12 protein-coding genes and 1 pseudogene are annotated in these 15,326 nt (G+C 66.4%); 5 read left to right on the forward strand and 8 right to left on the reverse strand.

Features of this window, described 5'->3' with window-relative positions; all coding sequences use genetic code 11:
* Positions 1-19 precede the first annotated feature (19 nt).
* From DQ353_RS03135 to DQ353_RS03160, 6 genes are all read right to left on the reverse strand, one after another.
* The gene (locus tag DQ353_RS03135; protein ID WP_113761332.1) at positions 20-1,405 is read right to left on the reverse strand and encodes an FAD-binding oxidoreductase; all 1,386 of its coding nucleotides are present in this window, start codon (positions 1,403-1,405) and stop codon (positions 20-22) included.
* Positions 1,384-2,688, reverse strand: coding sequence for an alpha-hydroxy acid oxidase (locus tag DQ353_RS03140; protein WP_113761333.1), 1,305 nt, complete (start codon positions 2,686-2,688; stop codon positions 1,384-1,386). The genes DQ353_RS03135 and DQ353_RS03140 overlap by 22 nt, the downstream gene beginning before the upstream one ends.
* A 119-nt stretch (positions 2,689-2,807) precedes the next feature.
* Positions 2,808-3,542: an IclR family transcriptional regulator gene (locus tag DQ353_RS03145; protein ID WP_113761334.1), complete on the reverse strand. Its 735-nt coding sequence runs from the start codon at positions 3,540-3,542 to the stop codon at positions 2,808-2,810.
* A gap of 21 nt (positions 3,543-3,563) precedes the next feature.
* Entirely contained in the window at positions 3,564-4,331 is a 768-nt protein-coding gene (locus DQ353_RS03150; RefSeq protein WP_220093957.1) for an amino acid ABC transporter ATP-binding protein, read from the reverse strand.
* Complete coding sequence (locus DQ353_RS03155) at positions 4,328-5,248, reverse strand: amino acid ABC transporter permease (protein WP_220093958.1); 921 nt, start codon at positions 5,246-5,248, stop codon at positions 4,328-4,330. The genes DQ353_RS03150 and DQ353_RS03155 overlap by 4 nt, the downstream gene beginning before the upstream one ends.
* Before the next feature lie 51 nt (positions 5,249-5,299).
* A complete protein-coding gene (locus DQ353_RS03160; RefSeq protein WP_113761336.1) occupies positions 5,300-6,229 on the reverse strand; it encodes an ABC transporter substrate-binding protein in 930 nt (309 codons plus the stop codon).
* A gap of 300 nt (positions 6,230-6,529) precedes the next feature.
* On the opposite strand from DQ353_RS03160, the gene DQ353_RS03165 reads away from it, so the two are divergent.
* From DQ353_RS03165 to DQ353_RS03180, 4 genes are all read left to right on the forward strand, one after another.
* Positions 6,530-7,606 carry a pyridoxal phosphate-dependent aminotransferase gene (locus tag DQ353_RS03165; RefSeq protein ID WP_181578218.1) on the forward strand — a complete coding sequence of 359 codons (1,077 nt, stop codon included), beginning with the start codon at positions 6,530-6,532 and terminating at the stop codon, positions 7,604-7,606.
* 13 nt (positions 7,607-7,619) lie between these two features.
* Entirely contained in the window at positions 7,620-8,657 is a 1,038-nt protein-coding gene (locus DQ353_RS03170; protein ID WP_113761338.1) for an aromatic ring-hydroxylating dioxygenase subunit alpha, read from the forward strand.
* Positions 8,654-9,145 carry a hypothetical protein gene (locus tag DQ353_RS03175; protein WP_146755186.1) on the forward strand — a complete coding sequence of 164 codons (492 nt, stop codon included), beginning with the start codon at positions 8,654-8,656 and terminating at the stop codon, positions 9,143-9,145. The genes DQ353_RS03170 and DQ353_RS03175 overlap by 4 nt, the downstream gene beginning before the upstream one ends.
* Before the next feature lie 98 nt (positions 9,146-9,243).
* Positions 9,244-10,260 (forward strand): LLM class flavin-dependent oxidoreductase, encoded by a 1,017-nt coding sequence (locus DQ353_RS03180; protein WP_113761340.1) that lies wholly within the window; start codon positions 9,244-9,246, stop codon positions 10,258-10,260.
* A gap of 23 nt (positions 10,261-10,283) precedes the next feature.
* On the opposite strand, the gene DQ353_RS03185 is transcribed toward DQ353_RS03180, so the two are convergent.
* Positions 10,284-10,532, reverse strand: a complete 249-nt coding sequence (locus DQ353_RS03185) for a hypothetical protein (protein ID WP_113761341.1) — start codon at positions 10,530-10,532, stop codon at positions 10,284-10,286.
* 47 nt (positions 10,533-10,579) lie between these two features.
* A pseudogene (locus DQ353_RS03190) lies at positions 10,580-10,783 on the reverse strand (GntR family transcriptional regulator); the annotation flags it as partial.
* Positions 10,784-11,388: 605 nt separating this feature from the next.
* On the opposite strand from DQ353_RS03190, the gene DQ353_RS03195 reads away from it, so the two are divergent.
* Complete coding sequence (locus DQ353_RS03195) at positions 11,389-15,291, forward strand: endo-alpha-N-acetylgalactosaminidase family protein (protein WP_113761342.1); 3,903 nt, start codon at positions 11,389-11,391, stop codon at positions 15,289-15,291.
* Positions 15,292-15,326: the final 35 nt, after the last annotated feature.

Below are 15,326 nucleotides of genomic sequence, written 5' to 3' on the forward strand. Positions count from 1 at the left end.
CGGGGTGCCGCGCCACGGCCTACATTGCCGGCACCCCCTGCCCCAGCGCATCGAGGACCTTGCCGGGGTTCAGGATCCCGTCCGGGTCGAAGACCGCCTTGATTTGGCGCTGGAGCAGCAACTGCGTGTCACCGAGCTCGTCGCCCAGCCAGCGCTTCTTCAGCACGCCGATGCCGTGTTCCCCGGTGAGCGTCCCGCCCAGTTCCAGCGCATGGCCAAACAGCTCCCCGGCTGCCTCCCAGACAGCGTCCGGGACCTCGGCCCCCTGGAACACAAAACACGGGTGGAGGTTTCCGTCTCCCGCGTGCGCGCTGGTGGGGATGACCAGCCCGTGCTTCTCCTCCAGCTCGGTGATCTTGGCAAACATCGCCACCATGGCATCCCGGGGCACCGAGACGTCTTCGACCAGTAGCGTCCCGGCTGCCTCCAGGGAGGGGAACACCTGCCGGCGGACCTCGACCCATGCCCGTGCGGTTGCCTCGTCGGTGGTGGACTCGGCTCGCGCCCCGGCGGCATGGATGATGTCCATGATCGCGGCGGCCTCGTCCCGCGCTGCAGGTCCGTCGCACTGGATCAACAGGTAGGCGTTGCCGCGACGGGTCAGGTCTTGCCCGATGTGATCGCCGAGGCAGAGCAGCGAGCGGCGGTCCAGCAGTTCCATCAGGGCCGGCTGCAGCCCGGCCGCGCCGATCCCGGCGGCCAGTCCCGCGCCCACTTCCACGCTATCGAGGTAGGCGGCGATGGTGGACACCTCCCCCTTCACCAGGTGGCGCAGCTTCAGCGTTGCCTCCACTATGATGCCCAAGGTCCCCTCCGAGCCGATCATCAGGGCACACAGGTCATAACCGGTCACGCCCTTGACCGTGCGGTGGCCCACCGAGATCAGCCGGCCGTCGGCCAGGACGATTTTCAGGGCCAGCACGGCCTCGCGTGTCACACCGTACTTGGCGCAGAGCAGTCCCCCGGCGTTCATGGCGATGTTGCCGCCGACGGTGGAGATGTCCTTGCTGGCCGGATCCGGCGCCCACCACATCCCGTGCTTGGCGAGCGCCCGGTTCAGCTCTCCGTTGAAGATCCCGGGCTGGACGACCGCCAGTTGGTTCGCTACCGAAACCTCCAGGATCTTGCCCATGGCCAGGGTGGACAGGACGATTTCCCCGGCTCCGGCGATGGCGCCCCCGGCCAGGCCGGTTCCCGCGCCGCGCGAAACCACCGGGGTGCCGGTGCCGGTGGCGATCCTGCAGACGGCCTGCACGTCTTCGATGGAGGTGGCCTCCACCAACACCAGGGGGCTGCCCGGTGCCACGTGCCCGGAGCGGTCGGTGCGGCAGGCCCGCAGCACCTCCGGGTCCGTGATGACGGTGCCCGCGGGCAGCGCGGTCCTTAGTTGTTCAATGACATCCATTGGGGATCCTTCCCTTCCGGGGCGGGGTGCTGGCTCCGCACGGCGGAAATGGCCGTGCGGGAGGGGTCCGGGCAGTGGAGGAGCTCGGGACCGCGGGCACGCAGTTCCTGCACCGAGCCAACTCCAAGAAGTTGCATGGTCCGGGTGAACTCCTCGGTGAGCATGCGCACCAGGTGGCCCACGCCTTCTTCTCCCCCGGCCACCAGTGCCCAGAGGTACGGCCTGCCCACGAAGCAGGCATCGGCACCCAGGGCAATTGCCGTGGCGATGTCCGATCCGTGGCGGACCCCGGAGTCGACGAAGATCCCGAAGGAATCGCCGACCGCCGAGCGCACCGGTGACACCAGGTCCACCGGTGCCACCGTGCGGTCCAGCTGGCGTCCTCCGTGGTTGGACAGGTGCACCCCGTCAACCCCCAGTGCCCGGGCGCGCATCGCGTCCTCGGGACCCAGGGGGCCCTTCAGGACCAGTGGCCCGTCCCAGTCGTCGCGGATCCGGGCCAGGTCCTCCCAGCTGACCGTCGGGTCAAACTGGTCCGAGATTCCCTCGATGGTGTGCCCGCCTCCGGGTGCGTCCGAACGCACATTGGCGAAATCCAGTTTTTCCCCGCGCAGCATGCCCATCCAGTAGTTGGGCCGCGAGGCAATGTCCAGGAGGCTGCCCAGGGTCAGTGCCGGGGGTATCGTCAGTCCGTTGCGCACGTCCCGCAAGCGCTTGCCTGACACCGCGGTGTCGACCGCCACCTCCAGCACCCGGTAGCCGTTGGATCGGGCGCGGGAGACCAGCCCGCGGGTCAGCTCGCGGTCCTTCCAGACATAGAGCTGGAACCACCTGTCCGCGGCGTCTGCGCCGGGGACCGCGGCGAGGTCTTCCAGCGAGGTGCTGGCCATCGTGGAGAGCACGTAGGGAATGCGGTGCTCCGCCGCTGCGCGCGCCACCGCCGGTTCACCCTGCGGATGCATCATTCGGGTGTAGCCGGTGGGGGCAAATCCCAGCGGCATGGCGGCCGAACGGCCAAGAAAGCTGCCGGTGGTGTCCGGGCTTCCGACGTCCCGCAGGACCTGGGGCAGGTAGCCGTAGCGTTCGAAGGCACTGGAGTTCGCCTCGAGTGACAGCTCCTGGTCCGCACCGCCGTCAACGTAGTCGAAAACCGCGGCGGGCAGCAGGCGGCGGGCGGCGGCCCGCAGATCCTGGACGGTGTGGCAGGCCCCGAGCCGTCGCTGCCGGAGCGTTCCCGTGGGCAGCCGGGGTGAGATGAGTTCGAGCGCATCGCCGATCTTCATGCCGGTCGATTTCCCGGCCGGCCGGTGCTGCCCGGGGCGCCGGTCACTGGTTCATTCATGCTGTTCCCTGCCTGGTTCCGCTGGGTTGGATGGATGGATGAAATGCATGGTGCCGGCTTCTAGTCCCGGTATCCCAGGACCTCGCTGGCCCGACGGGCGGCACGCACCACGCCGTCGATCACTTGTTGGTCCTGCAAGCTTGAACCGCGCAGGTAGCTGACCCCAATGGAGCCGGGGGGCCCGGAGGGATACCGCACGGGCGCCGCAACGCAGCGTACGCCCTGGGCGGTCTCGCCGTCGTCGCTGCTGAATCCCAGGGCCCGGATGCCGCCCAGTTCCCCTATCAGCCGGTCCACCGTTTGGCGTTGCGAAACAGCAGCGCGGATGGCATCCAGGTGCCGTTCGAGATCGGCCTCCGGTAACCAGGCCAGGGCGGCCTTGCCCACCGCCGTGGTGTAGGCCGGCAGCCTGGCCCCCACGGAACTGGCCAATTTCAGGCCCAGCCCCGGAGGGTCCTCCTTGCACAGGTACACGGCGTCGGACCCGTCGAGGATGGCGTAGTGGGAGGTTATTCCCAGGTCGCGTGTGAGTCCGACAAGCTGCGGGATCACCACCTCCACCGCATTGGTTGAGCGCAGGTGCGAGGCACCGACCTCGAAGGCCTTGAGCCCCACCGCATAGTTCTGGTATTCGTCGAGGCCCAGGAACCCGCGGCCGACGAGGGCCTTGAGGATGGAGTGGGTGGTGCTTTTCGGGATCGAGAGCTCTTCGGCAATGGAGGTCAGTGTCATGGGCTTGGCCGCCCCGGAGAGCAACTCCAGGATCCTCATTGCCCGGACAACCGAGGTACTCATGGATTGCCTTTCATTTTCCGACTACAGGACCGCGCCAAGGAACGCCTTGGTGCGTTCTTCACGGGGGCTGCCGAGCAATTGCGTTGGCGAGCCCGATTCAAGAACGCGGCCCTCGTCCATGAAGACTATGCCGTCTGCAACCTCCCGGGCAAAGCCCATCTCATGGGTCACCACGACCATGGTCATTCCCGACCTGGCCAGATCCCTCATGACATCGAGCACCTCGCCGACGAGTTCCGGGTCCAGCGCGGATGTCGGTTCGTCAAAGAGCATCAGCTTTGGCTCCATGGCCAGGGCACGGGCAATGGCCACGCGTTGTTGCTGGCCACCGGACATCGCCCGGGGATACGCATGGGCGCGATGGGCCAGCCCGACCCGCTCGAGCAGGGACAGGCCTTGTGCGATGGCCTTCTTCTTGTTCGTGCCCTTGACCTGGATCGGTCCTTCGATGACGTTTTCCAGGGCGGTCTTGTGGGCGAACAGGTTGAAATGCTGGAAGACCATGCCGATATTGGCCCGTTCCGAACACACGGCCCGGTCGGGCAGCTCGTAGAGTTTCTCGCCCACCTCGCGATACCCCACCAGTGATCCGTTGACGATCAGGCGACCGCCATCGATCTTTTCCAGGTGGTTGATGCAACGCAGGAAGGTGGACTTGCCCGACCCGGAGGGGCCGATGATGCACAGCACCTGGCCGCGGGAGACCTCCAGGTCGATGCCCTTGAGGACCTGCAGGTCCCCGAAGGACTTGGTGACCTGCTCGGCGCGGACAATGACATCGGTGTTCATGAGGCCCTCCTAAGGGATAGGTTGCGGCGCAGCCGGTCCAGGAACCCGGTCCTGGCCCCCGGCACGCCCCGGCTCAGCCGATCTTCGAGCAATTGCTGGAAGAGACTGAACACCGTGGTCAGCGCTATGTACCAGAGCGCTGCGGTGAACAGCAGCTCTATCACCTTGAAGTTCGCGGTGTAGATCTTGTTCGCCGAGTGCAGCAGTTCGCTGTAGGAAATGGTGTAGGCCAGCGACGTGAATTTCAGGCAGGCAATGAACTCATTGCCCAGCGGGGGGACGATGACCCGCATCGCCTGCGGGAGCACGATCCGGCGCATGGTCTTGGCCCGTGACATCCCGATGGCCGAGGCCGCTTCCCGTTGCCCGTGGTCCACCGAGAGGATGCCGCCGCGCACGATCTCGGAAATGTAGGCCCCCTCGTTGATTCCCAGTCCCAGCAGGGCTGCGACGAACGGGGTCATCAAGGTGTTCATCGGGATGGAGAACAGGCCCGGGATGGAGAAGTTCTCGAAGATGATGGACAGGTTGAACCAAATCAACAGCTGGACCAGCAGCGGGGTTCCGCGGAACAACCAGACATAACCGCCGCCGACCCAGCGCAGCACCGGGTTCGGGGACTGGCACATGACGGCAGTCAGGACACCCAGCACCAGCCCCACCCCCATGGAGGCCAGCAGCAGCACCAAGGTGTTGCGGACCCCCGCCAGGATCCCGGCGCTGGTCAGGTACTTGAGGACCACCGCGTAGTCGATGTCGGCGGCCAGGAAGGCCTTCCCGACGAAGCCCAGCACCGCCAGCACCAACGCCGCCGTGATCCATCGCCAAGGATGGCGCAGCGGGATGACCGTGTATGTCTTGGCCGGGGCGGGTGCGGCCACCGGGGGCGGATCAGTTTGGGTTTGGTTCTCAAGCACGCTGTGCTCCGTTTCCTTCACGTGGGCCGGCAGGCGGGGTGTCATCGGTGGCTACGGTTCAATGCCTGCGCCCACCGGGTTGACCACCGATTCCTTGATGCCGATCGCGCCCAGCTCCCATTTCTCCAGGATGGCATCGTAGGATCCGTCATCGATGATCGCCTGCCAGGCCTTTTGCAGGGCGTCGCGCAGCTGTGTCTGGTCCTTGCTGACGACCATCGAGAAGAAGCGCTTCTCCACCTGCAGCCCGTCAATGACTTCGAGGGACCCCTCGGAGTTCGTGGCGAAGAACGCAGCGGTTGGATAGTTTTCCAGCATGGCCGCCGCGCGCCCCTGCTTTACGGCCAGCTGTTCCTGCGCATTGCCGTCGAAGGTCAGCACATCGATGGCCGCCATGCCCTCCTTCACGCAGACCTTGGAGCGCTCCTCCAGGTATTGCGGCTGTACGCCGCCGCGCACCGCGGCGATGGCCTTGCCACAGAGGTCCTCGACCTTGGTGATGCCCGTGTCCGTTCCCGCCTTGGCGACAAAGCCCTGGGACGACTGCAGGTAGGAGACCATGTCGAAGCTCTCCTCGCGCTCCTTGGTGTCATTCACGGCCCCGAAGATCACGTCGTAGCGCTTGGTGGTCAGGGCCGGCAGCAGGGTGTCAAAGCCGGCGTTGTTCCACGTGAACGGAACCCCGAGATGCTTTTCCAGTTCCTTGGACAGCTCCACCTCGAATCCGGCCAGATCGCCGTTTTCCTCGTAGAACTCAAATGGCGGGTAGTCGATGGCCGATCCGATCTGGATGGTCCCGGCCTTCTGGATCGAATCGGGAAGTTGCGAGAACAGCGGTGCGGAGCTGCTTGTGCCCTCCGCCGCGGCCGGGGCGGCCGGGGTCTCGGTCTGGGCGCATCCCGCGAGCAGGAGCCCGGCAACGAGGGGCAGCGCGCAAAGTGCAGACATCCTGTACTTGGGTGACTTCGGGGTGGTGTGCATGGGTGGTCCTCCGGGGTGCGAGCGAAAAAAACCAACTTGTTCAGATATGTGAACCGTGTGCTACATGTCGAACAACACTAAGTGTGATTCAACTCACTGTCAACACCCTTTCCCATGCTGAATTCCCCCATCTCAAAGCCTCGAGGCGGGCCATTGACACCCTCCCCCGCAGCGCCTAGTTTGTTCACATCTAGGTATCCGATTCGTATATGCGAATCCATGGGGAGCGAGGTCACCGCACATCCCCGTACCCCGCACCCCGTCACACGATGCATTCCCCCCGGCCAAAGGAGCCCGAGCATGACCATTGCCGCCCGTCCATGGTTGGACGAGATCCAGGCCTATCGGCCCGGAACCAGATCCGCTTCCGCGGACGGTTCCATGGCCTCCAACGAGTCACCGCTTGGCGCCAGCCCAAAGCTGGGTGATTCCATTGCCAAGGCACTGGCCGGGGTGCACCGCTACCCCGATCCGCTGGCCGATGAGCTGCGCAGCCAACTGGCCGGACTGCACGGCGTGCACCCCGAACAGATCCTCATCGGCAATGGTTCCGACGAGCTGATATTCCTGCTCTCCACCACGTTCCTCGCCCAAGGCGGCCACGCCGTTTGCGCCGACCCCGCCTACCAGATCGACAGGATCGGCGCGCTATCGGTCAACGCCACCATCACCCAGGTCCCCCTACGCGATTGGAAGCACGATCTGGCCGCAATGGCCGCTCTCCGGGCGGACATTGCCTATATCGTGAACCCGCACAATCCGACCGGCACCACCAGGTCCCGGGCAGAGATCGATACCTTCACCGCCGAAAGCCCGGCCCACCTGGTCGTGGTCGACGAGGCCTACATCGACTTCACGACGGATCCCGAGGCGCTCACGGCCATCCCCCTGGTGGCCGGCGGCCGTGTCGCGGTCCTGCGCACCTTCTCCAAGATCCACGGACTGGCCGGCCTGCGGGTCGGCTACCTCGTGGCCGATTCGGCGATCATCGCCGCGATACGCAAGGTCCGGGCCCCCTTCTCCGTTGGCTCCTTGGCCCAGGCCGCCGCATTGGCAGCCCTGGCCGACACCGGGCACCGGGAAGCCGTGCGCGAGCACACGCTGCGCCTGCGCGGGCAGCTGGTCGACCTGTTGGCCTGCCATGGGCTGCACGCGGTGGAATCGGAGGCGAACTTCGTTCTCCTGCCGGTCCCAGACGAAAACGCCTTCGTCGCGGGCCTGCGCACCCACGGTGTCTCGGTTCGCCCCGGGTCCGCTCTCGGGGCACCGGGTACCGTGCGCATCTCCGTGCCCACCGAGGCCGGGCTCGAGCTCTTGCGCTCGGCCCTGCACCACACCCATCCCGCAAACCACCGCGAAACCGCCAACCACCGATAAAGGAGATCCACCCATGTTCGTACGCAACGCCTGGTATGTCATCGCCCAGTCAGAGGAAATCGACAGGGTTCCGCTCAAGCGCACCGTGCTCGGCGAGGACGTGGTCCTGTTCCGCAAGACCGACGGGACGGTCGCTGCCTTGGACGACCGCTGCGCCCACCGCGCCTATCCGCTGTCCGAGGGCCGGATCGTCGGGGACAACATCCAATGCGGTTACCACGGCTTCGAGTACAACTGCGCCGGGGTCTGCGTCAGGGTCCCCGCCCAGGCCCGCATCCCCGAACGCGCCGTGGTGAGGTCATACCCCGTCGTCGAGTCCCACCGGTGGGTGTGGATCTGGATGGGAGATGCGGCCCTCGCGAAAACCGCTGAGGTGCCCGACACGCACTGGATGACCGATCCCGCCTGGGACCGCGTGACCCACCAGCGGCTCTTTGAATGCAGTGCCGACCTGATCCACGACAACCTCTTGGACCTGACCCACGAGGGCTTCCTGCATGAATCGACCATCGGCGACGAGGCCGTGTACGAAAACGGGATCACCGTGGAGGTCGACGGGAACACCGTCTCGGTGGACCGCTGGATGCCTGCATGCCACCCTTCGGCGCTGTTCGAGAAGGCCACCGGACTCAGCCTCGCGGATCGCTGGCACACCACGGTCTTCCAGCTTCCCTCCCTGCATGTCATCCACGCCGGGGTGGTGGAGGTCGGTGGAAGACGCGAGGATGGCCACCTGCTGCGGGTGCTCAATGCGATCACCCCGGCCACCGAGAACACCGCATGGTACTTCTACGCCTTCTGCCGCGACTTCTCCGTGGGTGACACGGCCCTGAACGAGCTGCTGGCCGAGAGCCTGGGCGGGGTACTGACCGAGGACTCCGACGCCCTGGCGCTCCAGCAGGTCAAGATGGAGTCTCGCCCCGCGAACATGCCCGATGTGCTGATTGCCCAGGACGCCGGCGTGGCCAAGGCCCGAAGGATGATGAAGCAGCTGCTGGCCGCCGAGTTCCGGGCCCAGTCCCCGGCGCCCGAGAAAGTCGCTGCCCCGTGAGGTTGCTGTTGCGCGCCAATGCGCACCGCCGCGAGCCCGGCGGGGGCATGGAAATCGCGGCTTCCCCGGACACCCGCGAGCGTGAACGCTGGCAATGGGACGTGCACCTGGCCGCGGACCCGGTCGGGGAGGCGCCGCTGCCGGCCTCGGTGGAGTCCCTGGTGGCCACCGGGGCCATGGCGCTGGCCGACGGATCGCTTGTGCACGTGGTGGCCCGCTCGGCGCCGGCCGAGGCCGTGCCCTCGGTGGAAATCCACCACCTGGCCGACGCCATGGAGCTGTGCCGCGGCCTGCACGAGGTCATGCTCGTGGTGGCAGGCGGGCCGGGGCTACTGGTCGAGGGGCGCCACCGGCTGGAGCGGCTTGATGCCCTGGTCCTGGAGGGGGACGACCCGTTGACGCTCCCGCTCGAAGCCGATGGTGCCGGACCAATACCGATCGCCGTCATACGGCTCAAGGGCACGGGGCAACTCGGCTGGGTGCCCTAGCGACAGGAGGACGGGAACCGCGCGAAGGAATAACACCGGTCATTTCACCGCTGCCCCTGAGGGATGCGCCGCCGCAGCGGCGGCGCGGGGAAGGACAGATGAAAAAAATCGGTTTCTTGACCTTTGGCCATTCGGGCGGCTCCAGCAATTCGCCGGTGCCCACCGGCGCCGACGCCGTGCGCCAGATGGTGGACCTGGCCGTCGCGGCCGAGGAGTCCGGGTTCGACGGAGCCTGGATGCGGGTGCACCACTTTGGCAACTCGCTCTCCACGCCGTTCCCCCTGTTGGCGGCCATGGCGGCGAAAACCACGACGCTCGAGGTCGGCACCGGGGTGATCGACATGAGATATGAAAATCCCCTCTACATGGCCGAGCAGGCGGGCGCCGTGGATGCGATCAGCAGCGGCCGGCTGCAGCTGGGCGTCAGCCGCGGGTCGCCCGAGCCGGCCCGCGACGGGCAGCACCAGTTCGGCTACCACCTGGAGCCGGGCAACAGCTGGGCCAACGAGACCCGCGAACGCACCGCCCTGTTCCGCAAGGCGATCTCAGGGGCGGGCATCGCCCATCCGGAACCCGGCGGGCACCACCACGACCATGACGAGCTGCTGCCGATCAACCCGATCTCCCCGGGCCTGGAAAACAGGATCTGGTGGGGAGCGGCGACCATCGGCTCGGGGCTGTGGACCGGCGAAGTCGGCATGAACCTGCTCTCCTCCACGCTGCTGCTGGAGGACGACGGGCGGCCCTTCCACGTGCTGCAGGCCGACCAGCTTCGCCGGTACAAGGCTGCATATGCCGCCAGCGGGCACACCACCGGGGGGATGACCGCGGTGACCCGCAGCGCGTTCCCGGTCACCACCGACAAGGACGAGATCTACTTCGGGCGCCGCGAACGCGGGGACTCGGTGGGGATCCTGGACGGCTCGGTGGCCCGCTCGGGACCCACCTATTCGGGTTCCCCCGAGGAAGTCGCACAGCAGTTCATGGCGGACGAGGCGATCGGCGAGGCCGACTACGTCCTCTTCGCGCTGCCGAACCAGCTCGGTGTGGACTACAACGCGCACGTGATGACGGAGATCGCGAACATCGCCCGTGAAATCGGCTGGAAGAACTAGCTTTCCCCCATGCCGTTGGGCTTCTACCGGAAATCCGGGCCCGCGCCCTGCCGCTCCTCGTCCAGGGCGACCGCCACGGCAAGCCTTCGCGCCGCGTCCAGCTCAATGGCCGCGGCAAGTGCCAGCACCAGCACCAGCACCAGCACCAGGATGGCCAAGGCAGTGAACAGCAGCCCGGCGACGTAGCTGTGGACGCCACTGGGCATCGTGTCGCGGTGGAAGAATTCGGCGTTCTCCCCGGCCACGCGCACGTCGCCGGCGACGGTGAGCATCGCGCCGCCGGTTCGGCCAGGCCCCGGCCCGGATTGACCCGGGTTCCGGCGGGCCGGCCGGTGCGGACCAGCCCCGCGGCTCGCAGTTCCCGGTAGGCCTTGGCCACCGTGCCGGAGGCCAGGCGCAGGTCCCCGGCGAGCTGGCGCACGGTGGGCAGCCTGGCATTGGCCGGCAGCACACCTCCGTGGATCAGTGCGGCGAGCTGGCAACGGACCTGTTCGGCGGGACCCGACGGGTGCACCGGGTCCACGATGATCGATCCGGCGACCAGGGCTTCCGGTGTCGGTTGCGCGGGGAGAACCGCCGGACGCCGTTGACGCGTTCACGAATCCACCTTCCCCAACTTGTATCGGTGCAACACTCCAAGCACCACCGACATCTTGTGTCAATACGTTGACACCAGAATGCGAGGGGCCCATTGGCGCCCCTTGGCCAAGAAAGGGCATGGCACCGGGAGCGAGGCCCGGGCCGAGCAAGGCAGGCGGATCCGGTCACCTACTCCCAATCCACGCCTCCGCCAGGAGGCCAGGCAGTCCCCGCGCCAGCACCCGGCACCAAAACCGAACGGGCGCTTCCCCCTGCCGGGAGCACCCACCCTCCGCCGTTCCTGCCGCTGGGCGCGAACGCGGCCCGACCCCAACCACTCGCACCCCGGGACCAATTCGATGATATGGATCACAAATCGACGTCGAATCATGAAGCCGTTGAGAAACGTTGATTTTCAGAAATGCTTTACCATCGCATGTGAACCGTGACACACTATGGTTGTTATCCATAACATGCTGTGCGGTTTGGCAACACGTTGGGTGGGGACGTCGTGTGGGCTGGGGCCGTTCGCAACTGATGAGGAGCAAGATGCGAAGTTCACCAGGCAAGATTCGTAGAGCCGTCGGTCTAAGTGCCGTCGGCGCCATCGCGGCCGCCGCGCTGGTCCCGCTGGGGATCACCGGGGCCGCGGCAGTACCCGAGGCCACCGACGCGTCGGCAAGCACCATTTCCTCGCAAGCACTCCAGGTCACGGTCTCCCGCGACTTCCCGCAGGTGCTCAAGTACACCGAGGCCTCCACCTCCGCGACCCTCGACGGAGCCACCAAGCCCATCGATGCGATCACGATCAACGGCGAGACCCGCAAGGTCGAGGTGACTTCGAAGCCAGCCGGCGAATCGGCCATGGACTACCGGATCACCGTTCCGGAAATCCCGGGCGCCGTGATCAAGGCCCGAATCAGCGTCGAGGACTCCGTGATGACGTTCCGCGTCACGGAGATCACCGACGGCGACTCCACCAAGATCCGCACGCTGGGCATCCCCGGAAACAACCTGGTCAGCGTGTCCTCGACCAACCCCGGCGCCCAGGTCTCCACGGCCAACCTCTCGGTGGACCGCGCCAAGAGCGGTGACACCTTCACCCGGGTCTCCGACTCCACGCCCCTGGACACCAAGCCCCAGGAATCGGCCTTCGCCCTGGCAAACACCGATAAACTCGCCGCGGCGCTGGAATCCAATTCCCTGTACGACACCTCCTCCGGTTCCGGATACCGGTCCCAGGGCCGCTTCCAGCGCCAGGCCGTGAAGGACGGCGAGCACGTGCGCGTGGGCATCTCCAGCGGCGACTGGCTCTACCGCGCCAAGGAATCCAACGAGATCGAGGAGCTGCCCTGGTCCAAGGTGAAGATCACCGCCGACGCCAACGCCGATGGGACGGTCGACTGGCAGGACGCCGCCATCGCGCTGCGCGACATCGCGGTGCTCCCGCACAAGGGCGAAGACGTCAAGGACAAGGTCGTCCAGCGCATCCCGTTCAACTTCGCCTCCCAGGCAACGCACCCGTTCCTGCGCACACTGGATGACACCAAGCGCATCGCGCTGGCCACCGACGGTCTCGGCCAGTCGGCCATCCTCAAGGGGTTCGGCAACGAGGGGCACGACTCGGCAAACACCGACTTCGCCGACAACTACAACACCCGCGCCGGCGGACTTGGGGACCTGAACCAGCTCCTGGAGGCCAGCAAGAAATGGAACGCCTCCTACGGCGTCCACATCAACCAGACCGAGGCCTACCCGGAATCCAAGTTCTTCTCCGACGACCTGGTCGACCCGAAGGCCAAGGGCTGGAGCTGGCTGGACCAGTCGTACTACATCAACCAGCGCAAGGACATCCTCACCGGCAACCTGGCCGAGCGCGTGAAGAAATTCCGCGAACAGACCAGCGAGAACCTGGACATGGTCTACGTCGATGTCTACTACCAATATGGCTGGCTGGCCGAGCGCCTGCAGAAGGAACTGGTCAAGAACGGCTTCCGGGTCAGCTCCGAGTGGGCCCACTCGCTGGACCGGAACAACACGTGGTCCCACTGGGCCACTGACGAGAAGTACGGCGGATCCAACAACAAGGGCGTCAACTCGGACATCATCCGATTTGCGCTCAACTCGCAGAAGGACACCTGGAACCCGCACCCGTTGCTGGGCAACGCCAACATCGTCGAGTGGGAAGGCTGGACAGGGCAGAACGACTACAACGCCTTCTACCAGAACATCTGGAAGAAGAACCTGCCGGCGAAGTTCCTGCAGCAGCAGGAAATCGTCAATTGGGAGAAGGAACGGATCGACCTCACCGGCGGCGTCTCCGTCACCGGGACCTCGGCCGGGGACCGGGTCATCACCGATTCGGGCGCCGAGGTGCTGCGCGGGGACAGCTACCTGTTGCCCTGGGCAGCGGACGGCACCTTCGACGCCAGCGGCGACGAACCCACCAAGCTGTACCACTACAGCGCCAAGGGAGGCACCAGCACCTGGACGCTGCCGGAGCGCTTTCGCCAAAACGGCGGGTACAAGCTCTACAAGCTCACCGACACCGGCCGCGAACTGGTCGACCAGCCCAAGGCCAGCAAGGGCAAGATCACGCTGAGGGCCGAGGCCGGGCAGCCCTACGTGCTCGCGCACGACGCCCGTCCCGCGCTGCCGCAGCAGGCGGACTTCGGCCAGGGAACCGGCGTCACCGACCCCGGCTTCAATTCCGGCACCCTGGAATCCTGGAACCCGGCCGGCTCGGCCACCGTCGAACGCAACGACAAGGGCCACAGCTACGCGGTCCTGGGCGAAGGAACCTCCGCGATCTCGCAGAAGCTGGGCAAACTGGAACCGGGAACCTACTCGGTCGGCGCCTGGGTCGAGGTGGAAAAGGGCAAGTCCCGGGAAACGACGCTGTCCGTGCAGGGCCAGGGCACCGCATCCGTGTCCAACACCATCCACAGCTCACGGGCCACCAACTACGTCGCCGCCGACGAGAAGCACGGCACCAACTTCCAGCGCTTGCGCGTACTGGTCGAGGTGAAGGAATCGGGCTCCCCGGAGCTGCGGATCTCCGTCAGCGACGGAACGGCCAAGGTCCGCATCGACGACGTGCGCGTCGTGGCCACCGCAAAGGTCCCCACCTCCGGCGTCATCTCGGAGGACTTCGAGGACATCGACCAGGGGTGGGGCCCCTTCGTGAAGGGCAATGCCGGCGGGTCCACGGATCCCCGCACCCACCTCGCCGAACTCAACGCGCCGTATACGCAGTCCGGCTGGAACTCCAAGGCAACCGACGACGTCATCGACGGCAAGTGGTCGCTGAAATCCCATGCGGAGAACAAGGGCCCGGGCGGCGGCCCGGGGCTGGTCTACCGGACCAGCAACTACACCGTCCCGATGACACCGGGCCACGAGTACCGGGTCGGCTTCGACTACCAGAACGCCTTGGCGGGCGAATACAACTGGGTTGGCGGCTACGCCTCGGCCAATGGCACCGTCAAGACCCAAACCAAGGCGCTGCCGCGCCAGCTGGAAACCGCCCGCTTCACCGACACCGTCGTGGCCGGCGGATGCGGCGACACCTGGGTGGGACTCGAACGCGTTGGCAGTTCGGAACTGGCCGACTTCTCGCTGGACAACCTGCTGGTCGAGGACCTCGGTGCAGCGGCAAGCATTCCCGCCTGCGGGCAGGTTGACGTCGCGCTGGAGGGCGACGTGATCAAGCAGGACCAGGAGAACACCTTCACCACCACGTTCACCAGCGACGAGCCCGCCGACATCAAGGACCTCGAGGTAGCCCTCGAGCTACCCGAAGGCTGGAGGGCCACGGCCAAGACCGCGAACACAGCCGCCACGCTGGCCCCGGGTGCGAAGCTGGAAACCACGTGGGCCGTGGTGCCCCCGGCATCCGCGGACGGAGATTACACGGTGGGCACCACCGCGTCCTACTTCACCACCGCGGACCCGGTGGGTACGCGCACGGTCTCCGACGACGTGGCCGTCTACACGCTGCCGGCACCTCCCGCGGGCACCGTCTACGCCAGCGACCACCAGTGGGTCAGCGCCGACAACGGCTGGGGCCCGGTGGAGAAGGACAAGGCCAACGGCGAAAACGGCGAGGGCGACGGGCCTGCCATCACCCTGAACGGCGTCGTCTACCCCAAGGGCCTGGGTGCGCACGCACCCAGCACCGTGCGCTACTTCACGGGCGGCAAGTGCTCCTCCTTCACGGCGCAGGTCGGCATCGACGACGTCCAGAAGACCCTGGGCTCGGTCGGCTTCACCGTGCTGGCCGACGGCAAGTCCGTCGCTGCTTCCCCGGTGATGCGGGCAACCAGTGCTACCCACGCGCTGAGTGCCGACATCACCGGCGCCGAGTACGTCGACCTGGTGGCAGACGTTGCCGGGGACGGCAACGGCAACGACCACGCGGACTGGGCCGACGCCAAGTTCACCTGCAAGTAGGCGTTCGCCACCGGTCGGTTGGGGCCCTTGCCCCC

This window comes from Arthrobacter sp. AQ5-05, assembly GCF_003287975.1.
Lineage (GTDB): Bacteria > Actinomycetota > Actinomycetes > Actinomycetales > Micrococcaceae > Paeniglutamicibacter.